This window comes from Umezawaea sp. Da 62-37 (assembly GCF_032460545.1).
GTDB lineage: Bacteria > Actinomycetota > Actinomycetes > Mycobacteriales > Pseudonocardiaceae > Umezawaea.
The window spans coordinates 9,362,514-9,386,781 of sequence record NZ_CP135965.1; the positions used below are offsets into that span (position 1 = coordinate 9,362,514).

The following is a 24,268-nucleotide window of genomic DNA, read 5'->3' on the forward strand; positions in this document are numbered from 1 at the left end:
GGAGCCACCGTGACCACCCTCGCCGAAAACCCGTTCCCCGATCTGGAGCGCCTGGCGGCCGCCGGACCGCTGGTGCTGCACGACGGTCCCGAGCGCCCGGATGTCGCCCGCGCCTTGCAGACCGTGTTGTCCACCCTCGCCGACCCGTACGCCGTCCTCGGTGTGGCACAACGGTTATGCACCGGCGCGCTGCACCAGGCGCTCGGCGACGTCGTGGCCCGCCGGACGCTGCACGAGCCCGGCGGGCGCCGCGTTCCCCTGCAAGAGCTGGACTCCCGTGTGGTGGACGACCTCGTTGTCGGACACCGGCTGCACCAGGCCGAGGCCGAGGCCGAGGCGCTGCGGTTCGTGCTGCGGTGCGGGTTCGCGTTCCCCGGCATCGTGGGCACCCCGGACGCGCCGCTGGCGCTCAAGACCGAGTTGCCCGAAGGGTTCGCCCCGATCGCCACGGTCGAGCAGATCCGCGGCTCCCAGGCGTTAGCCGGTCCCGACGGGCTTAACACGGCGTATCTGGTCTCGCAGATGAAGGGCGGCATGTCCGTCGACTTTGGCATCGGCTGCCCGTTGATGTGCGCGTACTGCTACCGCCGCGAAGGCGACACCGTGGACAACTACCTGGGCCAGTGGAAGCCCACCGGGTTCCTGTCCGCGCAGGAGTTGGTGGACCGGCTGCTGGCGCACCCGTGGTTCACCCCGCACGTCACGCCCCTGGGCCTGCACATGTCCACCAGCGAAGCGTTCCTACCGGCCCTGTGGCCGCGGACCTGGGAGGCGCTGCGGCTGCTGGACGGGCTGGGGTTGACCAACCGGGTCTCGGCCATCACGAAGTACACCCTGTCCGACGAGCAGATCCGGTGCCTGGAGTCGCTGGTCAACATCGATCTGGACATCAACGTGTGCTTCGCCGCGATGCCCAAGACGATCGAGCCGCCCGACCGCGGCCGCCGGGTGGACTTCCTGCGCCGCGTGCTGGGCTCGCCCGCGCTCAACGTGCTGGCCTACTACCGGCCCATCGCCGAAGGCCTCAACACCACCGACGCGCACATGCGCGAGGTGTGGAGCGTGTTCCGCGACGCCGGGGCACGCACCGTCGTGCTCGGCGGCCTGAAGTTCGGCGCCGACCACGCTGATTCGTTCCTGTCCTACGGGCTGCCGCTGCCGCACGGCAGCTTCACCCCCGGCAAGAAGCTGCTGACCGCCGCCACCGAAGCCCGGATCATGGACGCGTTCGACCAGGTGTTCGCCGACGTGCCCGCCGAGCGGCGGCCCGCGGTGCTCAAGCGTTCCTCCTGCGGCCGCTCCGTGGAGCGCGGCAGCCACCTGCCCGACTACAACGGCCACTACGACTTGCCCGGCACCAACTGCCGGTTGCGCTGCCCCGCGGCCCAGCACCGGGTCTGCGCCGCGGCCCGCCCGCCGCGTGAGCATGAGGTGCGGCACCTGCTGGCCCGCATCGGCCGCCCCGACGCCCGCGTGGACATCACCGATCTCACCGTCGTGGTGCACGCGCCGTTGTCGCAGTTCGAGCGCACGTTCATGAGGCAGAACCTGATCTTTCCCGTGCACACCGTCGCGCAGGCCGCGGCACTGACCGCCGGAGTCCTCCGATGACCCCCACCATGTCCGTGCCGCGACGGGTGTTCCTGCCGCTGGCCGAGAGCCCCTTGGCGACCGTCGACACCGACGCTCACGGCGACCTCGCCGTGAGCCTGGCCGCCACCGCCGAACTCGACCCCGCCACCGTGGCCGCGCTGCTGTCCATCACCCACCCCGACGTCGCCGACCGGGTGGCCCACGCCCTGGTCGACCGCGGCGACCTGTCCGTGGCGATGCTCGGGCGCCTGCTGGCCACCCACCCGGACCTCGCGGCCGCGGCCGCGCGCCTGCGGGCGCTGCTGTTCCCCGACGGGCACGGCTGCCACCGGGTCACCCGCGCCCTGGCTGGCCTCGCCTACCGCCCCGATCGGCTCGACCCCGAGTTCCTGGGCACCGACCGGTTCACCACCGCCCTGGCCCACGTCGACCCGGACACCGCGGCCGAACTGCTCGCGCCCGTACTGGCCGACCAGGAGGTGTCTGCACCGGCCGTGGCGGGGCTCGCCGCGGTGCTGGCTGCCCGCCACCACGAGCTCGTGACCGCGTTCGACGTCGCCGTCGAGGCCGCTGTGACCCGCGCGCGGCTCACCGGAGTGCGTGCCGCGCTGGCCGCTCGCCGCGCCGCGCTGGTGGCCGACCTCGCCGAGCACACCGGCGGCCTGACCCGCGCCCCGCAAGCGTGGTTCGACACACTGGCCGCCGCGGTGAGCACCGCCGAGCAGGCCGAGCACGCCGCCGCGGTGGCCGACCACGCCGTCACCGCGCTGGCACAGCGAACGGACTCGCCCTGCTCGTGGCCCGCGGTCCGGCACCGCTGGCACCAGGTCACCGCGGCCGCCGACCTGGTCCGCGAGCCCTTCGCGACCCGGTGGCGGGACGCGTGGACGGCGGCCGAGCACACCGACGACGGGGCGCTGTGGCACCCGGTCCAGCGCGGCCTGGTCACTGGGTACGACCTGCTGGCCAGCCACGTCCGCGACACCTACGGCGACGACCCGACCCCACCGACCCCGCAACGCTGCTGGGGCACCGACCCCGCGGGCCGGGGCCTGCTGCACGCCGTGGCCGACCACCTCACCGGCTACGAAGGCCATAGCCCGCTCGACCACTTCACCGACGACCAGCTAGTCCGCTTCGTCCACGGCCTGGCCAAGTCCCGCCGCGACCGCGTTCCCGGCTTCCTCCAGATCACCGGCCTGATCGCCGCGGCCAGGGCAGCCCGATCCAAGACCCACCTCCTCACCGCCACCGGCCCCTGTCGGATCGGCATCGTCATCCCGACCCGCGGCGAGGCCCACCACATCCGCCCCGGCGCCCCCGACGGCCAGGACGCGCTGGCCGTCAAGCTTCACCAGGTGGCGTGGCTACTGCACGCCCGCCCGGACGCGCACGTGACCGTGCTGCTCGTCGACGAGGACCCCGACGGGGCCTCGGCCCGCGCCGCCGCCGAGGTCACCACCACCCACCCGAGGATCGGACTCGACATCGCCACCCGCCCGGCAGCGGGGCAGAGCACCAAGGGCGGCGCCGTGCTGTGGGGCCTGGCCCAACTCCTCGACACCGGGTGCACCACCGTGGCCTACACCGACCTGGACCTGACCTACCCCCTGGACCAACTCGGACTGCTGCTGGACGCCCTCGACCGGCCCGGCGTCGCCGCGGCGATCGGGTCCCGCACGCTGCCCTCCTCCCACGGCTACTACCCGCCCGGCGGTCCACCACGCCCGACCGTGCTCTACCGCCGCGCCGTGGGCGAACTGCTCAGCCTGGACGTCGGCGACCCCCAGGCCGGGTTCAAGGCGTTCGCCCCCGCGCCGCTGCGCGCCGCTCTGCCCCGCGTGCTCGACCAGCGGCTGTCCTTCGACTCCGAGCTGCTGGCCGTCCTGCACCACGACGGCCACCAGATTGCGGAAACCGGCGTCGTCGCCCTCCACCACTACCTCGACGGCCGGACCCCGGCCACGCCTCGCGACTACGACGCCATGCTCACCGAAGTCCGGCGCCAAGCCGCACGCCACGGGCTCGACCAGGGCCAGCGGTGGAGGCCGGTGTGCGAGGCCATCACGGCGGCCGGGTCGCTCGCCGCCGCGGCGGAAGCGGAGGCCGGGACGCCTCGGCGGCACGGGGTCGGGCTACCCACCCCGTAGACTTCCGTGCCTGTGGCGAGGCCGCCTGCTCGCACGCCGAGCTGGCGGCCTCGCCACGCAGCAACCCCACCACGAAAGGCGTGCACGTGGCCGTCGCCAAGGCCGTCATCGCTGTCGCAGGCACCGGCAGCCGATTTTTCCCGGTCGCCAAGACGATCAACAAGTGCATGTTGCCGATCCTGGATCGGCCGGTGGTGGCCTACGCCGTCGCGGACTGCCTCGCCGCAGGCGTCGACCAGATCGCCTTGGTCATCTCGCCCGGTGAAACCGGGCGCCAGGTGGCTCACTACTTCAGTGAAGACCCCGAGCTGAAGGCGTATTTCGCCGCACGCGGCTGGCAGGACAAGTACGAGACCCTCGCGAGCCTGCACACCGCCGCCGAGTTCACCTTCATCGAGCAGCCGCGCGACGACCGTTACGGCACTGCCTTGCCTGCACTGCTGGCCACCGATTTCGTCGGCGACGACGACTTCTTCCTGATCGCCGGCGACGACCTGTTGCTGCGTACCGATGATGGCTCCGACCTGGCGGACCTCGCCGCGGCCCGCGCGGCTGCGGCAACACCGGGCGCTGTCGCCGCAGTGACCATTCCCGGCGCCGACGCGCACCGCTACGGCACGCTGTCCCCCAGGATTTCGACCAGCGGGCATCAGGTGCTGGAGACGATAGTGGAGAAGCCCCGCGACTACCACGAGGCCACCGCGTACATCAACATCAGCCGCACGCTGCTGTCCGCCGACGCGCTGGTCTACTTCGCCAAGCTCACGCCCGCCCCCAACGGCGAGTACCAGGCCACCGACGCGATCAGCGCCTACGCCCGCGACCACGACATCCTCATCCACCCGATCACCGGGCGGTACTACGACTGCGGCAACCCCGCGGGCCTGCTCGCAGCCACCAACGCAGCCGCCCTCGCCCAAGGCCTGGTAGTCGCGGACAACCCGGTTTCCTGAACCTGCAGGTATCAACCGGGTGCGGAGTCGACATCGCGCTGTGTCCGGGGGTGAACTGGCAGGCTTCATTGAACGGCAAGAGAGTGTGGTGTGCGGGACCGCAGGTCCCCCAACACTCCACCTGCGACGCGGAACCCGTTGCACCACAGTGAGAACGAGGAACCGCGCGTGACCAGGCGGCCCCCGCAACGAGTACCTCTCCACGCTGTTGCGACTGGCCGGATGCCCCAGGGCGAGTCCGCCCGCCGGGGCAACACCCAGGCGATCGACCTGGGGCACCGCGGCATCGAGGTGCACACCGCGCGGATCGGCCGGTGGATCCGCGGCGAACGATCTCGTCCCCAAGTCGACCGCATACCGGCCGTAGTCCTCCGCTAGCACCTGGGCATGCCGCTGGATACCCCGGCGACCTCGAACTGGCGAAGCTGACCGGAGGCCCTCTTGCGCCGGGCTGGAACCCGGCCACGATGGTGGAGTCCCTGCAGGCCGTCACCGGGAGCGATCTGATGCTTAACCGCCGCGATCTCCTGTACGGCGTCGCCGGCGGTTCCCTGGCCGCGATGGTGGGCCGCTTCTGGAACAACACCCTCGACGCGCCCGAGCCCGTCATCGGCACCACCCCCGGAGCGGCAGGAGGTATTGACTGGCTCGAGTCCGACGCCCTGGACAGGTTGGAGGCCATGGTCGGGCACTGGCGGGCCGCCGACGACGCTCACGGCGGCGCCCTGTTCCGCGACGCCGTCGTGGCGCAACTACGTACCGTCTCCCACGGCTTGGCCGACCGACCGGTCACACCATTGACCGCGCGGCTGTTCGCGCTGGTCGCCGATCTGGCGGGTCTGGCGGGATGGATGTCCCACGACACCGCCAGATTCGCCGCCGCGCAACGCTACTGGGCTTTCGGCGTCATGGCCTCACGTCGCGCCGGACAGCCCGGACGCGGCGCGGAGTTGATCTCTCGCATGGCCCACCAACGGGTCTTCTTGGGACATCCCGCCGACGCGCTGGAACTGCTTGACGTCGTCGACCGTGTCGCCCGTCAAGCCGACCCCGACCACCGGCTGCAGGCGATGCTCACCGCCCAGCGCGGCCGGATGCTTGCCGCCTCCGGCGACGCGCGCAGTGCGCAGTATTTCCTGGCGTGCGCTGGTGATCTGCTGGCCGCCGCCGAACAACACCGCGAACCGGCGGCCGACTGGATCTCCTATTTCACCGCTGCCGAACTGGCCGGGGCCACTGCGGTAAGCCGCCGCGACCTGCGCGAACTCCACGACAAGGACATCGGACCCGCCAGCACCGCGTTCGCCGACGCCGTGCTGCTGCGCGACCCCGGATACGACCGCTGCCAGGCCATGGACCGCGTCGGCCACGTCGCGGCCCTGCTGAACGAACGGCAGCCAGAACAGGCCTGCTCGGTGGCCCACCAAGCGCTCCACGCCGCCGCCGGACTCGACTCGACCCTCATCCGCTCCCGGATCCTCACCCTCACCGACGCTGCAGGCCCATTCCAGCGACACCCCGACGTGCTCGCATTGCGGGAACGGACCAGCGGCATGGCCGTCGCCGGGACCGTCCCGGCCGCCTGACGACACCGGATCGGCCGGTCCGCACAGGCCAACCGCTCCTGATCTTTCGGTGTACCGGGTTCAGCCCTCCAGCCCGTAAGAGCGGGAGACGTCGAGGACCACGACCGGGTCGGTGTCCGGGAACGTTGGCGGGACTTAGCTTTTTGTTTAACCATTGATGTCCGTTTTTGGGGTCTTGCCGGGGGCATGGAGTGGGGCTCGGCGGGCGTTTCGTGATCCTGCTGGACGCCCAGGACCGGGTCGGGAGAATTTCGGCGCGCCGGCGGGCAAGGCTGCCGCCGGTCGAACTCGACGAAATCCCCGTCGGACCCTGGCCGGGGACAACCTGTCAGGTGTGACCGCCTTCCGCTCCCAGGGACGCCGTAGGTCCTCCACGAGAGGACGAGCCAGCCGAAGTTGGGTGTAGGCAACGATCACCAGCCAGGTCCATCGATCCGCCGCCTCGGGAGTCCGGATACGGGGCGTGGTCCAGCCCAGGGTTTGCTTGAAGAACCGAAAAGTGTGCTCCAGATCGAACCGACGCAGGAACGCCTGCCACAGGCGGTCCACCTGTGCGGCGGTGGTCGCGGTGGCGGAATGCCACAGCCACAACGGTTTCGGTGTTCCCGTTCCGGGCAGCCGCTCGACTTGGAGTCGGATCACGGTGCCCTCGATGATCGGGAGCGGGCCATGGTGGCCTGTCCAGGCGCCGGTGCGGGTCAGCGTGGGATGCAACCGATCCCACGAGCGGGCGTGCGCGGCTCCGTAGCGGGCGGTGTCGGTCGTCGTGGTGTGCGTGGGGGTCGACCAGGTCGCCGGATCGGCGAACGCGAACCGGGTTCCGTGCCGGGCACTGCGGCCACGGGTGCCGGGTCGCCGTGGTGGTACGGGGAAAGCCAGCACCCGATCCGAGCGCATCCGTACCAGCACGTGGACCGGGAGATCGGCCAGCAGGAACGCCAGGCGGGGGCCGTCGTAGCCGCTGTCGCCGATGATCCAGATCTCGGGATCGCCCTCGCGCCAGTGTCCGGCGGTGATCAGCGCGTCCACCACGGTGCGCAGTTGGGTGGCGGCCAGGTCCGTGTGGTCATCGCTCGGGCGTACCCGGAGGACGTCGAGCATCGCCGTCCAGGAGGTGCGGCCGGGTTCCAGGGCGGCCACGAAGGAGTAGGGCCAGCCGGGGATCATCTGGGCTTGGCCTTTGCCGCGTGCGTAGGTGTGGCAGAACAGCCTGTCGGGGCTGGTGTTCGCATCGGGACGTAGCCAGTGGCTGACGTCGATCCCCAGCATGATCCGACCATCGTGACCACGCGGAATCTGTTGGCGGGCTATGACATTACGGAATCGACCGATGTCGATCCGGCCCTGGTTCAGACCGTCGTACAGGCTGCCGTGGCCACGACGGTGCTCGGTGGCCAGCGACAGTTCGACCAGCGATGTGACCGGCCCGTCAGCGCACAGTGCACTGTCGGTCAGTTCGAACAACGCGTCCGCTCGCGCGGTCAGGCACTGGTGGAAGGCGTGGCGGAACTGGGAGAGGTCCCTCAGCGCGGCGGCCGTGCCGGGGTGGTGCATACTGATCATCGAAGCCCTTGGTTGTGATCTTCCTTCTGTCGCAAGAAGAATGATCAACCAAGGGCTTCATCCATGATCAACCGGGTGTCCCATCGGGCTCCGAGACCTTAAAACTCAAGCTTAGTGCCCGATTCCGATTCGCACGCGCAGACCTCGGAGTGGTTGCGCGCTATGTGGAACGACCTCGTTCCCGTGCGCATCGCGATAGTTGCGGTGGACGTCAGCGGAAGTATGCCCGTGGATGCCGCCCTCACCACCTTGCACTCGATGGCCGAGGTGCTCCACCGCGGCGACACGGGCGACTGGCTCGACTCACTGCGTGGTACCGACTTCCTACTGCTCGCGACCTTCGGCGGCGAAGTGTCACGACTCGTACCGGTGACCGAACTTTCCCCGTCCGCCATCGCCGAAACGGGTGTTTCGCTGACACCCGTGAAAGGATCTCGACCCCTCGCGGCTGCGGTCGCCCGGTGGCAGCGACACATCACTCGGCCTAATCTGGAGTCCTACCGCTGGGATGTCCACTTAGTGACTGACGGTCGCCTGAGCAATCGTGATCTTGACACGTTCGAGCAGTTTGCGGTGGACGGTATCGACACCTTCGTCCACTCGTTCACCGGCGCTGGGCACATTCGCCACGCACTCCGTGCGCGCCTCACACTTCACACGGGGGACTGACCAGACGGTCCGCATCCAGATCTGCTCCTTCAAACGGAGCGTCAGAACCCTCTGCCAGCATCGTCAGAGCGAGTGTTGCAACCGCGCTACGCCATCGCGATGGCCCTACTGCTGATCGCCGCGCACGGCTACCAACGGCTCACCCGCAACCAGGAAGAACGCCGCCAAGCCCGCACCGGCTCGACCCGCCCTCACGGCGACCTCACCTCGATCTTCTTCTTTCCCGCCGCGGTCCTGCTGCCCCTATGGCTGGCCACCACCCTGATCATCACCGTCCGCTGGGCGCGCTACGTCATCGCCAGACAGCCACCCTTTCGCTTCATCAAGACCACGGCCTCCATCATCGCCGCCGCCGCGACAGCCCACCGCCTGGCCGCCTGGATGCTGCGACACCAACCTGCAAACGAAACGTGGCAGGCAGAAGCCCACATGCTGATCATCGTCATCGCCGGTATCGGGTATGTGACACAACAGATCGTCGTCGTTGCCTTCCTGAAGCGGCTGGCCGCACCACCTGCAGACCGGCTGACCAGAGTCCACCTCTTCGGATCGAACGAACACCTCACCGACCTCGCCACGGCCATCGCGCTCGCCACCCTGCTGACAGCAGCAGACGCCTCAATGCCGGCAACCCTCACCATGACCTTCCTTGCGATCAAGATCCACGAACTCGTCACAGACCGCGAGACCGGACGACACGACGGCGGAACCGGACTCGCCACCAAAGCCAGATGGACCGAACTGGCCACCCAATCCCTCTACGACGCTCCAGCCCAAAACCGAACCCCCGGCTTGCTGATCGTCGACCTCGATCACTTCGAACAGGTCAACGATACCTACCACCACCTCGTCGGAGATATGCTGCTGCGAGAAGTAGCCGACCAACTGCCAGGAAGTGTGCGGCCTGACGACATCGTCGGCAGATTCGGCGGCGAGGAATTCGTAGTCCTACTTCACGACAGCGACAACGCACGCGCCATCGCCGAACGGATCCAGCAAATCGATCTGGTTTTCACCCGGTCGGCTGGCGGCGAGCCAGTGGTACTGAGTAACCGCACAGCATCGATCGGTATAGCGGTCGCCGACACCCCGGACGCGACCTTGGATAGCCTTCTCGCATCCGCAGATGCGGCCCTCTACCAGGCTAAAGCTGCCGGTCGAAACCGAGTCGTCGGCCCCTGGGTAAAAGCGCGCCACACGAGCCGTGATCGTTGATGGCCGCGCCCGCTCCGGCCGTGGCTGGTCCTTGTCTGACACACAGTCAGCAGATCTTACCGACGCATTCGGCCCGTCTGAATCTGTCAGTTCGATCACGCACTCATTTACCGTTGAGCACCAAGCTTCACGTGTGTCGACAGCAACACTCGGACAGGGCTGGCGCATAATGGCACCGTGACTGATCAGCCCGAAGATGAGGTCGGCTCCGATCTCCCCATCATGGTGGTGGAGCGCCTACGGTCCGAGTTCGGGCCAGGAGCCGATCGGATCGCTCGCTGTCTGCGAACAGCGAGAGTGATGATCAATCAGACGCGCGACGGCGATCGAGGGCTCCGGCTCGCCGAGAGTGCCGCCTACAACATCCGCGAGGCCCTCGACACCGTGACGGTCGATCAGGCCACCGCGGAGGGCGGACTCGGTGTGGTGATGAAGGCCTGGAAGCGTTACCGCCTGGAAACCGCACAAGACGATGTGGACATCAACGCAGCACGGGCCATGTTGGACGAGGTGCTGGGCCAAGTCGAAGCGGACACGGCGCACGCGTCTCGGCGAGCGCGTCAATTGTTGACCTACCTGTACAAGCGAGCGGGCGTGGCGCCGACGACTCGACGCGATCCCATCGAGGAGTACGCCGAACTGCGGGCGCAGGCGAACACCGCCGTACACACGCAGGCCGGTTTGTCCGAGGTGGCCTCTCTGTTATCCCGAACACTCGGGTGGTTCACCTGGTTGTTCCTCCCACCTGACGAAGTGACCCGCAAAATCCGTGCTTTGGCTGCTCAGCCATGGCAGAGGACGCAGTTGGTGCAGCTGGAAAAGTTGGTCGCCAACGATCACCACCTTCGCCTGTTCCTTGGCGAGATCGCTGACCCAGCCTGGCTCGAACCTCTTCGTGCAGCCGGACTGGTGGGTCTGCCGTTCCCGGATTCGGCATGGCCGGTGGCCGGGCTGTTGACCGGCTTGGGACGCACTCACCCTGACCAGGTGGCAGCGTTGCTGGAGCGGTTGCTCGCCGACGTCAAGGACCTGCCAGTAGCTCGGCGCCTGGTGGCCCGGTATGAGTTGTTGCGGGTGGCATACCACCTCGGCCCGGCGGGACATGCCCTGGTCGTCGAGGTCGTCAGATCTCATCCCACTGAGCTAGCGGTACGCGCACTGGGCGTCGCGGTCGCGCGGAAAGCCCATCCGGCCGATCCGATGGTGAGCCGTATCGCCGACGCCGTCTTGAACGACCTCCGCAAGTTCGGCGACGGCGACACCTACTACGCCACCGAACTGCTCGACCATCTTCAAGCAGGGCTCAACGATGACAACATCGCCGAGCGAACACGGATGCTCGCGGCGAAGGCTCGGCGCATGGCAGAGCAGCCGGAAGCGAGCTGGACCGTCCTTGGCATCGAGGCACTGACTATGGACGTGGGCGAGCGTCCCGAACCGCTACTGCTGCTGGCACACCATCTGGTTCGCATGCTGTCCACGGCACGCTCTCTGGGGATCGCCACCTCGACGCGACTGGAATGGTTGGGCGAGTTCCCAGGAGCGCTCGGTGACCGCATCCGGTGCCAGGCACTCGCCGGCGCCGATGATGTCGATGTGGTGGACAAGATCGGGCTCATCACTCGACGACTGGCATCATCAACCGCGACCGGTGACGATGCCGCGCTGGTGTCGGACATCGTGAAGCGTGACTCGGATGGTGAGCATCTCGTCGCTTGGGCCACCGCGCTGGGCTCTTCCGGACCCCGCGATGGTGCGGACCAGATCCCGCAAGACTGGCGGCGAGCGTGGCGGTGGGCCGCAGTGCTCCCCACCCAGGCGTTGACCGAGTGGCACGAGGTCATCGATCAGGTCTCGGCAGGCTGGGGCCGCCCGGATCGGCAGGCGCTGATCGGCGACCGGACCGACCCGTGGCAGATCGTCCACGACGAATCGCCCTACAGCGTCGACGACCTGGCCGGGCTTCCCGTTCTCGAGGCAGCTGACCTTGTCGCGTCCTGGCATTCCGACGCTGCCGGCGACCAACACCGGTACACGGCGGAGGCGCTGGCCGATGTTCTGGAAGAGACCGTCGGACGTTCTCCCGAACCGTGGAGCACAGACGCCACCGCAATCGTCCTCACCTTGCGAAAACCCTGCTATGTCACGCCGTATCTGCGCGCGGTCACCGAGCAGGCAGGAACTGTCACCGCCCACGCTCCGGCGCTGATCAGGGCCATAGCCCACATCCGTGGCCTCGTTTCCACAGTCGAGACATCGGGCACCGCCGACATCGACGACGACCCGGACGCGGCCGTTCTGCACAACGCGGCATTCGCTCTCGTCAGAGCCTTGGCCGCCAGCGACGCGGATATCTCCGCAAGCCTGGATGACCTCTGGGAATGGGCGCTTGCTCCCCTCATAAACACGCCAACAAGCAGTCCTGACCTGACCTTCACACCGGAAGACACATTCGTCAGTGCGATCAACCGTCCATGGGGGTGGGGGCTGCAGACCGTGCTGGCCTTGGCGGCCTGGGAGTCACGGCATCAGGGACGGGTCCGCGCGGAGTTCGAGCAGATACTCGACACCGTCATCGGTATCCCTGGCGCGATCGGCCTTGAGTGTCGGGCGATCCTCGCTCGACACAGAGCATTGCTGGAACACCTTGCTCCGATCTGGTTGGACGCGCATGCCGGATCACTGCTGCGAGAGGGAGACCTCGGCCGAGCCACCTTCGACCTCACGGTGAAGCGGGGCCACCCCACACGCTGGCTGTATCAGCAGTTCAAGAACGAACTCATCGCGGCCGCAGTGCGAGGCGTCGACGGTGCGCTCCACCAGCTCGTGATGGCAGTCCTGCACCAGGAACCGGGATACGACGTCGACCAGATCCTGCGGCTACTCGAAGTCGACTCCGCCGTACTCGCCGAAGCGAGCAAGCGCGTCACCTGGTTGGTCCGATTCGCCAAGCCCGATGCCCAAGTCCTGGCTACAGCTGTCGCCGTCTGGATACGGATGCTGGAGGCCGACAGGGATGTCGTACCCGCGGCCACACTGCTGGGCTACGGCGGGTGGGCTTTCGCGGCCAACCTCGACGACGAGCAGTGGGCACGACTCACGGCCCGCACACTGGACATCACCGACGGACTGATCGACAACGTCATGCGGGTCGCCGACCGCGCGGCGCATTGCGAACCAAGTCCCACTGTCCGGCTGCTTCTGCTCAGGATGGTGGATAGGGGGCAACCCTGGGAGCGTGACTATGCCGCTCAGAAAGCGCTCGACGTACTCAGAGCATCCGCAGACCGCACTATCGACGATACCTTTCGACGGCTCCGGACCCGTCTTGTCGACCTCGGCTACCACCAAGCCGACGCGATCGGCCCACACGATCATCAGTGAACGCCGCATCCCGGCCTCGGAAGGTCGGTGCGATAATGAGTGTCCACCGAAGGAGCTGATTTGCCCGAGAGCCGCCACAAGTACTTGTACGAACGTCTCGGAGACCACGATTTCCAGCTACTGGTCAATGCTCTCCTGACCTCCCACTTCGAGAATTTCGTGCCACTGCCGCTACGTCAATCCGACGGCGGTCGAGACGGACTCCAGCGAGGTGCGCCCGAGAGCGGCCCACCCGTTAGTTGGCTCGTCTACCAGGTGAAGTGGTCGGTCGACGGCAAACACAAGGACCCGGTCGGCTGGCTGGACACGGTGATATCAGGCGAATCCGAGAACCTCACGCGCCTGGCCGCCGAGGGCGTGCGTCAGTACACGATCGTGACGAACGTGCCCAGTACCGGAAGACCGGGGCAAGGCACGTTCGACCGCCTCAACGCGAAACTCGACACCCACGCCAAAAAATACGGTCTCGAACAGATGACTTGCCTGTGGCGCGAATCAATCGACGCCATGGTCGACAATGCTTCGACAGAGATCAAATGGCAGTACGCCGACATGCTCGCGGGCTGGGACCTGATCCGGTACCTCATCAGCGAGGACACCGTAGCGCGTAAAGATCACGGCTTGCGGGCGCTGGTACGCAAGGTCGCGGCTGCCCAGTGGGACGACGACGAACGCGTCAAATTCAGCCAGGTGGACATCGACCGCGAGAAAGTCGCGGACCTGTTCATCGACGTCAACGCCGAACGCCTTCACAAGGCAGGCCACCGACGTGGTGACACCCCGCATCCCGAACCCTTGGGAGGTGCCGCTGCCCACCTGCTGCAACCAGGCCCCGGCTGCATACTCGTACGCGGCGCGCCAGGACAGGGCAAGTCGACCTTGTCGCAGTACGTCTCACAGGTACACCGCGTGGCGTTCATGCCCGCACGGCAACGACCGGAAGACCTGCCGACCGTCGAACTTCCCCTGTTCCCACTGCGTTTGGACCTCAGCGACTACGCCCGATGGCTCTCAGGCGCCGATGTGTGGGACAAAGATTCCGACACCGCAAAAAAGTCCATCAAGCGTCCAGCGTCGCAATCAACGGTCGAATGTTTCCTCGCCGAACTGATGACGCATGCCAGCGGCGGCATACCTGTCGAGCCCAAGGATGTCCAGGACATCTTCGACCGTGTGCCGAGCATCGTGGTCCTCGACGGCCTCGACGAGGTCGGGCGACCGAAAGTTCGCGAAAAAGTCGTCGATGCTATCGACCAGTTCTGTCGACGCGGCAAAAACTATCCCGCGCCACCGCGTGTCGTGGTGACGACCAGGCCGAGCGCCAACGAACTCCCGGAACCATCGTCGGCACTGTTCGACGTGCTCGTGCTGACCCCGCTCGATATCAGACAGCGAAACGAATACCTGCAAAAATGGTGCGCCGTCCGCGGGATCAACGGAACCGACGGTCGAACACTACGAATAAACTTCAGGACGAAAAGCAGAGAACCCTACATCGGTGAGCTGGCAGGCAACCCGATGCAATTGACGATCCTGCTCGACTTGCTCCACAAGCACGGGGAGGCAACACCCACCCAGCGTACCGAACTGTACGACTCCTACGTGGAACTGCTGCTCGCACGAGAGGCCAACAAGCATCCGCAGTCGGTCAGAAAACATCAAAAGCAGCTACGCGAGATCGTGCCGTTCCTCGGCTGGTATCTCCAGGCACACAGCGAAGAAGCCGAAGTGAACGCCCGCATGTCCGTTGCCGACCTGAAGGCCGCCATCCGGCACTTCCAGCGCGCCTACGGCAAGTCCGAGACGATCGTGGACGAGCTGTTCGAGGCGACCAGCGACCGACTCTGGACTCTGACGAGCAAGAACGAAGGGACCTTCGAGTTCGAAGTGCTCTCGCTTCGCGAGTACTTCGCAGCCCGCTTCCTGTACCGGTATGCCGGAGAGGACAGCAGAGGCTTCGACAGGAACACGGTCTTTCGTGAATTGTTGCGTCGGCCCTACTGGCTCAACACGGCACGGTTCTACGGCGGCAACGCCGAGGGCGGAGACGTCTACGTCCTGGCCGACGGCATCCGTGACGAGGCCCTCGACAACAACACCGCCTCGTTCGTGGTGGCGGCATGGACACTGCTGACCGACGGTGCGTTCCTCAGCCGACCGCTCAAAGTCCGCGACGTACTGACCAGTCTGTGCGACGACCGCAACCACGGGATCCTTCTCGATGCCTTGTCCCGCAAGGAGATCGTCTCGCTGCCGGAACTTCCGCGGCTACCCTCCGCGGAAGGAGCGGACCCGACTTGGACCCGCCTGACCGGGCACCTCACCACGGACCCCGCCAATCATGAGAATCCCCGTCGGATCCGGGTACTTCGCGACCTGCTCAACCAGAAGGCCAAATTCAGTACATGGTGGGGCGAGCAGGTGCGCACCGCCACCGACAAGCCAAGTCAGGATGCCTGGCTGCGAATGGTAGCCGACTGCGAGGGCGCCGCCGGTGCCGCCCTCGATCTCTACGATCTCGATCTGTCCCGCCCACTGGTCGCCCAGCGCGTGCTCAACACCGGCCTCGTTCCGGCACCAGGCGGACGTTTCGAGGCCGACCTCCTGCAAGCCGTGCTCGACGGCCGATGCCCGAACGTCACGTCGGTACGCTCGCTACCCGCACAGATCGCGGTCACGTTCAGCACCGACAGTTTGCTCACCACCTCGGAGACCGGGTTCACCGGGGACAACGTCGACGCCCAGCGCCGCCGTAAAGTGGCAGTCACCCGCCTGCACAAGGTCAAGTCGCCGTTCGCCGGCATCGCCGTACTGCGTCGTTTCAGGCCAGGGGAGAAGGGCAGCACCTTTCCCTGGTCGAACACTGCCACGGCGCTGTTCGCCCAGGCCGGCCGCTGCTGGCTGGCCTCGCTTGCCGCCATCATCGGCGCCGCCTCACCACACCAGCTCGCCTTCACCCGCCACACCACACCAGCAGACGATCGTGCCAACCAACCGACGGCCTTCGGTCCCGGCGCTCATCCGACGACCTTGCTCGCCGAAACGCGGAACAACTACGCCAGCACCCAGTGGTGGCGCGACCAACTCCAGCTCCTAGACACCCTCCAGGACCCCGACACCAGATCACCACTCGACGACGCCTTGGGGCATGCCGAATGGGCCCTTGCCCTCTGGTGCGTCGCATCGAACACTGTCATTTCCGCACTGTTCACCCAATGGCAGTCGGTGTTCACCCGACTCCCCGAGCTCCGACGCCACGGGGTTGCAGACGCCGCCCGACGTATCGGAACTCATGGGTGGCTCACTCCTCTCACCACCACCGCGGAACCGGTGAATGAGGTTGTCGCAGCCCTGGTCAAAACACGCGAGCCGCGCCGTCGAAGCCACCGCCAAAGATCCCTATCGGCACCGGCCACGTCATCATCGTCACTTCTCGCCGTCGCTCGCACCAACAACTGGTTCAAGGTCGACACCATCGGCAACTATCGATGATCCGCGATTCCGAAGCAGGACGGGCTGCTACGCAGATCTACCGCACCCTGGACGCGCTGCTCGACCCGCCGGGCGACCGTGACGATGGAGATGCCCAGGACGCGGCGATCGCCAACGCGCAGCGGCGATGCGAGAACGTGACGTCAGCGCTGCGCGGTCTTGACGACCTGGTCGACGAAACCGGGGAAGGAGACCGATGAGTGCTCCATGGCGATCTGCAGTTCGACACGCTCACGGCTTGCGCCCGCAGCGACCTGCGAACTGGCCCATCTGCGCAGCAGTCGACTGCAAAGCCATCCGAGTAACCCAAGGTGACACACCAGGCCGGTGCCTGCGTCATCTCCCCAATCGCAAGGCCCGCGAAGACGCGCTCGGAACCATGACGCGCACGATCCGCGCGTCACCCATCGCCGACCAAGTCATCGTCGACCTGCGCGGTACCACGTTTGATCCGGGGTTGACCCAGGAGACCTTGCAGATCCTGAAGGGGCTCCGCAAAGGCAACCCGGCATTCAGCTGCGACTTCAGCAATTGTGTCTTCACAGGCCATGCCGACTTTACCGCCGCGGTGTTCGGAGACCACTCCCGTCCGCAGGACGACCACTTCGTCGACTTCACCGACGCCCGTTTCGACAGCGAAGTCGTGTTTACTCATGTGCAGTTCCTCGGCCGCACATACTTCGAGCGCACAAGTTTCACCAGCGTCACCTTTGAACAAACCACCTTCGGCGACGACACCTGGTTCCTTCGGACGAGGTTCGGCACGGCGGTGTTCAGCGACGCGACCTTCGCCGGGCAGGCCTACTTCTACGACGTGGCCGCCGAGTCGGGGCTGGCCTTCACCGGTGCCACGTTCTCCGGCCGAACGTTCCTGGAGTCGGTCACGACCCCGAACCTCGACCTGACGCAAGCGGTGTTCAGCCAGCGGGCCACCCTGTATCTCTCCGGCGGTTGCGTCGCCGATTACGCGCGATTCGACGACGGCGTCGCCGTCCGACTCCAGCAGTGCACGACCTCCGTGTCGATGCTGAGCCTGGCTGGCGTCCGACTCGGTGCACCCTCCACCCTCACCGGCGCCACCCCACCGACGACACCTGGCTCCGCGGCATCCCGGTTGCCGCAGCTGATGTCCCTCGCTGGCGCAGACGTGGCCGAGTTGACGATTACCGACATCGACCTCGGCGTGTGCCTGTTCGCGGGTGCGATCAACCTGGACAAGCTCCACATGGGCGGGACCACCCCGTTTGCCCGGCCCCTTCGCCGCAGTCTGTTACCCGGTCAGGGACCCGCGCGCACGCGTTGGCAAGCCGTCTGGAGGACGGTATGGCGGTGGTGTTCCCGCGGCAACCGGCCGGTCGGCCGCGAGATGCTCATGGAGGAATTGGTCGCCCGTGTCGGGTACGTCCACGCGCTGGGCCAGGATCGCGACACTCGCAGCGAGACGAGCGGGCGCGTCACCGACGACCAAGTGAAAGGGCTGTACCGTGCACTGCGCAAGGCACGCGAGGACGTCAAGGACGAACCCGGCGCGGCAGACTTCTACCTCGGCGAAATGGAAGCGCGCCGCCGCGGCAGCCGCAAGACCGAACGGCTGATCCTAACCATGTACCGCGCCCTGTCCGGCTACGGGCAACGGGCAGGACGGGCGTTGATGTGGCTGGTCGGACTGCTCGCTGTGCTCACCGTGCTGCTGATCGGGCTGGGTCTGCCTGACACCACCGGCGCGACCCAACGCATTACCGGCACCCTTGAGCCCGCCTACCCCGGTGGCGTGCCACGCGACATCGCCATCGAGGTCCGCTCCCCACCGGTGACCCTGCCCCCGGCAGGCCAACGCTGGACCACGGACCGCCTCGAACGAGCCACGCGCATTGCCGTCGGATCGATCGTCCTGCGCGACACCGACCTGCAACTCACCTCCACCGGCCGCTGGACGGTGAACACCGGCCGTGCCCTCGGGCCCCTGCTCCTGGCCCTCGCGGCGCTCGCCGTGCGGGCACGGGTCAAACGCTGAGCGGCACACTGCGGGAGCAGCGCGCTGACGGCTCGGTGACCGAGTTGATCGCGGGAACAACCATGGGACCTTGCTTCGGCCGAGACCGTCGTCCGGTCGGCCGAGCCCCACGATGCGACGGGGCGGTGTGGGGGTCTGGCTGCTCGGCGGTCGAGGTCACTTGTTGCCATAGTCGACGGCATCGACCGCGCGGAGGTAAGTGTCGGGGTAGGTGGCGGGACCCCTACTGGGGGAGTGGGTCGCTGACGTCTTGGTCGACCGGTACTTCGTCAACTGGGCGCAGCTACGCGACTGCTAGACCCTGCACCCAGCGCGGTGGAGGAGTTGAGCTGGCTGCGCACGGCGTGGCTGCACGCGTTCGCGACCACTTCGGGCGCGGCCCCCGGCACCGAGTGGCATACTCGCTGGCGGCAGGCTGCCCTCGATGGAGCGACCGCCGCGGTGAAACGGGAAGCCGACACGCGCGAAAAACCTGCTGCGGAGTGGGTGTACACCTGGGGGGAGCCGCTGCCCAGATGTTCACGGGATCTCCTGTGCTGGGGCCGTTTCTCGGCGCGGGCCTCGCATCATGGGTGCGGTGGAGTAAGTCGGCGACCGCCGGTTCGGTCGCCAGGGCGTGAACCGGTCGGCCAGATCCCGAAGGTAGCCGTCCGCGCGGGCCGAGGTGATCCCGGCCAGGCCGCGCAGCGCGCTGCGGCCGTGGGCCAGCGGACGGCGAGGCGGTGATGCTGCGCAGCACGTTCGCCGCCGACAACGTCGCGCACCCGGACAAGCCGCTGATCAATCCCCGCAACGCCGCCGCGGGGACGTTGCGGGCGAAGGACCCGGCCACGGTCGCCGAACGCCGCCTCCAGTTCTCCGCCTTCGACCTGTGCACCGAATCCGACACCGCCGAGGCCGACCTGCACAGCGCGTTGACTACGCTCGGGTTCGCCGTGGCCGACATGCGGCACTGCGACACCGCAGACACGGCGCAGGAGGTCATCAGCGCGATCGGACTGCGGCCCAACGACTTGGACTACGATCTGGACGGCGCGGTGCTGCGGCCGGGACGCGGTCGAATTCCCCGCGGGGGCGCTGGCGTTCAAGTTCGCGGCCGAGGAAATGACCACCGTGCTCACGGACATGGTCTGGGACGTGGGCAAAACCGGGAAGGTCGCGCCGGTGGCGTGGTTGGAGCCGGTGTTCGTCGGAGGCACGACGGTGACCCGCGCGACTCTGGCCAACCAGGAGGTCATCCGAGCGTGCGGCGTCCGGATCGGCGACACGGTGCTGGTGCGCCGCGCGGGCGACGTGATCCCGTTCGTGGCCGGGGTGCTGGACGCGGCGAAGCGCACGGGGTGGAGCGGGAGATCGTGCCGCCCAGCGAGTGCCCGTCGTGCTCGCAGCCGTTGACCGAGCAGGGCAACAGCCGGGAGCTGTTCTGCACCAACGTCGCCTGCCCGGCGCAGACGGTGCGCAGGTTGATCCACTGGGCCCCGCGGGCGGCGGCCGACATCGACGCGATCGGCGGGGCGTAGATCGAGCGGCTCACCTACATCCAGGACCACGGCGGCGAGTTCGTGTTGCAGGTCACGGAAACCGGCGGGTCTTGTTCGATGCCCTCGACCCGCTACATGGCCGGCCGTTCACCATCTTCGGCGTCACATCATGATCTTGATATAGCCGTACAGCCGTGCGAGACCCAGTCTGTGCAGAAAAAACATTTATTCCAATATATATCAGGATTCTCCTGAACCTCTACAAATTCATTATTCTCAAGCATGCTCAACATCGAGAGCAGGTTTCCGTGTGATGTGATAGATGTTGAGCTGAGGCGGTCATCAAGAGCGTCCGCTTACGATCATCGAGAACGTGTCAATAGCCCCCGGCGGTGGGTCGGAAACGGTGCGAAGGTTTAGCAGGGGAGAGCAGAGGAGGGGCTGTGCCTGACGCGATCGGACTGAGCCGAGCGGGCATCAACGCGGCGTCCGACATGGCACGAATCGGAGTATCGGCAGGTGCTGCACTGATGGGTGCGCGCTAATGGACGTTCACCCCCACGATCGCACGATCGCCGAGTTGGTGATCAGCGCTGTCATTCCAACCTCTGAGGCTGACCCGGCGCTGGATCTCGTGGGACTGCCCCTGCCGGATCTTGCCGCGTTGCCCCGAGATGGATCCATGGTCTACGGCATCGCCACAATGGACGAAGGAGGACGCGTGAGTGAGCGCTTGATCACGCGGCTGTTGGGGTGGAAGTCGGGTCAGAGCCTGGACTTCTCGCTGGTGTCGGACGTCATCGTGGTCCGATGCCATCCGACGGGCGGATTTCGCGTCCCTCGCACCATGCTGTGCAGCATACCCGCTGCCGTGAGGCGTTGGTGCGGACTGTCTCCCGGCGACCGGGTGTTACTGGCAGCCGCTCCAGCACAGGGTGTGTTGCTCATCCACAACATGGCCGCAGTGGACCGGATGGTCCTCCGGTACAACGCCGAACTCGCCGAGATCGCGGAATCATGAACCCCGCCGCCGACGGTCCCGTGGACGTCGACACCGCACGGATGTTGTTGGCACGACTCGGTGTTTCGATCGCCGATCTGCTGGAGCAGCCCGAACCGAAGCCGCTAGCGCCCACGTTCGGCGAGTACATCCCGATCGTGAGCAACGCGGTGCCGTCCGGATCACGCAGGGCCTATGCCCCGTACTGGAACAGGGTGTCGGCGCACTGGGGTGACCGGCGGATCGACGACGTCACGCCTTCCGACATCGCCGCCTTGGCCGAGCGGGTCAAACGCGCAGCGGTGCAGCGGCGCAACGCCCGCGGCGGAAACTCCGCCGCCGAACACCTCATCACCGCCCTGCGCTGCCTCTACCAGCACGCCATCGCCGACGGACTTGTTGACGACGCGACCAATCCCGCGGCCAAGGTGGCCAAACCACGACGGCAGGCCTCTACCCGGCGTGGCCTTCCCGATGTCCGAGTAGTGGAGCTGCTGAAAGTGGCGTCCACCACGGGCAATGACCCGCCTCTCGACGCGCTGCTGCTGCGCCTGCACATCGAGACCGCGTGCAGACGTGGAGGTGCGCTGGGCTTGCGCTTGGTCGATGTGGACGAACAGCAGTGTCTGGTGTTGCTGCGGGAGAAGGGGGAGACGCAACGGTGGCAACCGGTGTCACCGACACTGGTTGCCCATCTCGTAGCCCACGCCGTCCGTCGCGGAGGCGATCACGGAGGCCCACTTCTCCGCTATATCAACGGGAATCCGATCACGAAGCGTCGCTACGACTACCTGTGGGGACGGCTGGGGAAGTCTCTGCCGTGGGTGCGGACGCAGCAGGTGAGCATGCATTGGCTACGGCACACCACGCTGACGTGGGTGGAACGCAACTTCGGATACGCCGTGGCGCGGGCGTTCGCGGGACACTCCAGCGCGCGGGATACGGGCACCACCAGCACGTACGTCCGGGCGTCCATCGAGGAGGTTTCTACTGCGCTGTCCGCGCTGACCAATGAAGCGCACCCCTTGGCGGAGTCATCTCGCCGAGGGCCTTCATGAGGATCTGTGAAAGCTGATAGCTTCGTCGTGTGAAATTTCCCTGGAAAGGGAAATTTCCCAGGCGTGGGGGTCCCCCCTCGGTCACCAAAACGGCTGGAATCTCAGCCGTTGTAGTCCACGGAACGTAATCGAAAGGTTGCGGTACGTGGGCTTTTTGGTGTTCCGGGGCGAGGGCTCTAGCGAGAGGAATCTTTATGCTCCGGGTACTGGTGTTGACGTCTGTGCAGGCTCTACCGCTACGGCTGGGATCTCAGCCGACACCAATGGCGGTGACGCAATGAAGCAACAGGCGGTTCCTCTGTTCATTCCACCCGCTGTTCGTCCCCGGTCGGCGCCTGAGGCGCAGCGGTTCCCCGTGCTGCCGATACGTCGTGGTGACAACGGCTTGGACGTGGCGGTCAGCCGGATCGATCATTCCGGTCGCGTCGGTGACCGTCACCTGATCGGCGATCTCGGTTGGCAGGCCGGTGACTGCTACAACCTGACGGTGTCACCGGACGGTGCGACGGTATCGATGGACCCATCGGGCGACTACCGCATGGACCTGCGCCGACACGTGTTCCTCCCCGTGGCGACCCGTCAACTTCTGGGTATCGATGTCGGTGATCGGCTTGTCCTGGTGGCGTGTCGGGAGCAGAACAGGCTGACAATTCATCCAGTCGCCCTGGTGACGGAACTTCTCCGGCGGCACTACGCGACCGCATCGGCGGTGAACCATGGCCGATGACCCAGCCAAGATCGAACTTCTGCGTGAGCTGATCAGGCAACTGGGTATCGATCCGTCGAGCCTTCTGCCGGCACAGAGCGCTCCGACCGTCTCGACCTACCTGCCGAAGGTGTTGGCGGCGGCGTCACCTTCTCAACTGCGACGATACGGAGTCCACTGGACCCGTGCCGTCGAAGCTTTCGGCGGGCGTCGGGTCGACCAGGTAACGCCAAGCGATGTCCTTGCTCTACGACGGTTGGCGACTCGCCGGGCTCAGGTGCGGTCCAATACCCGCAAAGGCAGATATGCGGGTGAGTGTGCGGTTCGCGCGATGCGGATGTTCTTCCGACTCGCGACAGCGGATGGCTTGTTGAGGCCAGGTGTCGACCCGGCCGCGAAGATCGAGTTCGAGCGCAGGCTGCCTACTGTGCGTCGGGCGTTGACACCCAAGGAGATGATGGCGATCAACCATGTCGTCGTCACTACCGGTCGGGACGTCGCTCTGGACTCGCTTCTGCTGCGGTTGCACACCGAGACAGCGTGCCGCAGGGCTGGGGCGCTGGGTTTGCGGTTGGCCGATCTGGACTCCGAGTCCTGCGCGGTCCGGTTGCGGGAGAAGTTCGGCACTGAACGCTGGCAACCGATCAGTCCGACGCTGGTCGCCCTGCTGCGGGATCACGCCGAATCGCGAGGAGTACGACATCGTGATGACGCACTCCTGCGGCACTCGAACGGCACCGCCCTGACCGGACGCCGCTACGACCTGCTGTGGAAACGGGTGCAGACGAACCTGGCTTGGGCCGGGAAGCTTGGCGTGACAGCACATTGGCTGCGCCACACCACTCTGACCTGGGTCGAACGGCATTTTGGTTACGCCGTCGCCCGAGCTTATGCCGGACATACCGACACCAAGGGCGGCTCGACGCTGACCTACATCAAGGGCATGCCGCAAGAGGTCGCGCGGGCTTTGTCGGCGTATACCTGTGAACGGCACCCCATGGCGGAGTTGGGGCACCTGTGATCGGATCGATGACTCCTCGATGTTGGTGTCGATCTTCGCAGTGATTGCGCAGAAGCTGCTGGTCGGCGAGTGTGTGTTCGCCGACCAGCAGCTTCCATTGTGGACGACCGCTGTGATGTACGCGATCGAGTGATCACGACTTGGATCAACGACAGAGTTTTGTTTTCGTGCAAGGATATTGCCTGCCGCACCACAACGGCGACAACATCACCAGAAGTGCTGGCGTCATCCCGAACGACAGGCGTCAGCTGAAGGCCACTTCGGCGGGAAAACGAGCCGGACTTTATTGTCCACGAACCTGGTACTGGTGCAGGGTGTCGGCGAGCCGGTCCTGGTGGTGTGGAGCGCTTAGGAGTTCCGTGCCGGGTGTGGAAGTCCGGTGT

Annotated in this window: 18 protein-coding genes and 1 pseudogene; 18 read left to right on the forward strand and 1 reads right to left on the reverse strand. The window is 66.4% G+C overall.

What is annotated here, in order from left to right:
• The first annotated feature begins 9 nt into the window (after positions 1-9).
• The 5 genes from RM788_RS42345 to RM788_RS42365 all read left to right on the forward strand — a co-directional run bounded on the left by RM788_RS42345 (position 10) and on the right by RM788_RS42365 (position 6,282).
• Positions 10-1,611, forward strand: coding sequence for a hypothetical protein (locus tag RM788_RS42345; protein WP_315925912.1), 1,602 nt, complete (start codon positions 10-12; stop codon positions 1,609-1,611).
• A complete protein-coding gene (locus tag RM788_RS42350; protein ID WP_315925914.1) occupies positions 1,608-3,743 on the forward strand; it encodes a hypothetical protein in 2,136 nt (711 codons plus the stop codon). Before RM788_RS42345 ends, RM788_RS42350 begins: the two co-directional genes overlap by 4 nt.
• Positions 3,744-3,829: 86 nt before the next feature.
• On the forward strand, positions 3,830-4,696 hold the full coding sequence (locus tag RM788_RS42355) for a sugar phosphate nucleotidyltransferase (protein ID WP_315925916.1): 867 nt from the start codon (positions 3,830-3,832) through the stop codon (positions 4,694-4,696).
• A 222-nt stretch (positions 4,697-4,918) separates the two neighbouring features.
• Positions 4,919-5,074 carry a hypothetical protein gene (locus RM788_RS42360; RefSeq protein ID WP_315925918.1) on the forward strand — a complete coding sequence of 52 codons (156 nt, stop codon included), beginning with the start codon at positions 4,919-4,921 and terminating at the stop codon, positions 5,072-5,074.
• 89 nt (positions 5,075-5,163) lie between these two features.
• The gene (locus tag RM788_RS42365) at positions 5,164-6,282 is read left to right on the forward strand and encodes an NsdA family TPR-like regulatory protein (RefSeq protein WP_315925920.1); all 1,119 of its coding nucleotides are present in this window, start codon (positions 5,164-5,166) and stop codon (positions 6,280-6,282) included.
• Between the two features lie 147 nt (positions 6,283-6,429).
• Here RM788_RS42365 and RM788_RS42370 read toward each other — a convergent pair whose 3' ends face one another.
• Positions 6,430-7,845, reverse strand: a complete 1,416-nt coding sequence (locus RM788_RS42370) for an NF041680 family putative transposase (RefSeq protein WP_315925923.1) — start codon at positions 7,843-7,845, stop codon at positions 6,430-6,432.
• A 162-nt stretch (positions 7,846-8,007) separates the two neighbouring features.
• Here RM788_RS42370 and RM788_RS42375 point away from each other — a divergent pair, with 162 nt between their 5' ends.
• The 13 genes and pseudogenes from RM788_RS42375 to RM788_RS42425 all read left to right on the forward strand — a co-directional run bounded on the left by RM788_RS42375 (position 8,008) and on the right by RM788_RS42425 (position 23,885).
• The gene (locus RM788_RS42375; protein WP_315925925.1) at positions 8,008-8,514 is read left to right on the forward strand and encodes a vWA domain-containing protein; all 507 of its coding nucleotides are present in this window, start codon (positions 8,008-8,010) and stop codon (positions 8,512-8,514) included.
• Between the two features lie 99 nt (positions 8,515-8,613).
• The gene (locus tag RM788_RS42380) at positions 8,614-9,729 is read left to right on the forward strand and encodes a GGDEF domain-containing protein (protein WP_315925927.1); all 1,116 of its coding nucleotides are present in this window, start codon (positions 8,614-8,616) and stop codon (positions 9,727-9,729) included.
• 177 nt (positions 9,730-9,906) lie between these two features.
• Complete coding sequence (locus RM788_RS42385; RefSeq protein ID WP_315925928.1) at positions 9,907-13,113, forward strand: hypothetical protein; 3,207 nt, start codon at positions 9,907-9,909, stop codon at positions 13,111-13,113.
• Between the two features lie 60 nt (positions 13,114-13,173).
• A complete protein-coding gene (locus tag RM788_RS42390; protein ID WP_315925930.1) occupies positions 13,174-16,605 on the forward strand; it encodes an NACHT domain-containing protein in 3,432 nt (1,143 codons plus the stop codon).
• The gene (locus RM788_RS42395) at positions 16,602-16,805 is read left to right on the forward strand and encodes a hypothetical protein (RefSeq protein ID WP_315925932.1); all 204 of its coding nucleotides are present in this window, start codon (positions 16,602-16,604) and stop codon (positions 16,803-16,805) included. The genes RM788_RS42390 and RM788_RS42395 overlap by 4 nt, the downstream gene beginning before the upstream one ends.
• Positions 16,806-16,984: 179 nt before the next feature.
• Positions 16,985-18,619: a pentapeptide repeat-containing protein gene (locus RM788_RS42400; RefSeq protein ID WP_315925934.1), complete on the forward strand. Its 1,635-nt coding sequence runs from the start codon at positions 16,985-16,987 to the stop codon at positions 18,617-18,619.
• Positions 18,620-19,344: 725 nt separating this feature from the next.
• Positions 19,345-19,653, forward strand: a pseudogene (locus RM788_RS53155) (NAD-dependent DNA ligase LigA); the annotation flags it as partial.
• 70 nt (positions 19,654-19,723) lie between these two features.
• Positions 19,724-20,014, forward strand: coding sequence for a hypothetical protein (locus RM788_RS53160; protein WP_399341787.1), 291 nt, complete (start codon positions 19,724-19,726; stop codon positions 20,012-20,014).
• Positions 20,011-20,139, forward strand: coding sequence for a hypothetical protein (locus tag RM788_RS53165; RefSeq protein WP_399345379.1), 129 nt, complete (start codon positions 20,011-20,013; stop codon positions 20,137-20,139). The genes RM788_RS53160 and RM788_RS53165 overlap by 4 nt, the downstream gene beginning before the upstream one ends.
• A gap of 505 nt (positions 20,140-20,644) precedes the next feature.
• A complete protein-coding gene (locus RM788_RS42410; RefSeq protein ID WP_315925936.1) occupies positions 20,645-21,121 on the forward strand; it encodes a hypothetical protein in 477 nt (158 codons plus the stop codon).
• A complete protein-coding gene (locus tag RM788_RS42415) occupies positions 21,118-22,158 on the forward strand; it encodes a tyrosine-type recombinase/integrase (protein WP_315925938.1) in 1,041 nt (346 codons plus the stop codon). Before RM788_RS42410 ends, RM788_RS42415 begins: the two co-directional genes overlap by 4 nt.
• A gap of 277 nt (positions 22,159-22,435) precedes the next feature.
• The gene (locus RM788_RS42420) at positions 22,436-22,885 is read left to right on the forward strand and encodes a hypothetical protein (RefSeq protein WP_315925940.1); all 450 of its coding nucleotides are present in this window, start codon (positions 22,436-22,438) and stop codon (positions 22,883-22,885) included.
• Complete coding sequence (locus tag RM788_RS42425; RefSeq protein ID WP_315925942.1) at positions 22,875-23,885, forward strand: tyrosine-type recombinase/integrase; 1,011 nt, start codon at positions 22,875-22,877, stop codon at positions 23,883-23,885. The genes RM788_RS42420 and RM788_RS42425 overlap by 11 nt, the downstream gene beginning before the upstream one ends.
• The last annotated feature ends 383 nt before the right edge of the window (positions 23,886-24,268 follow it).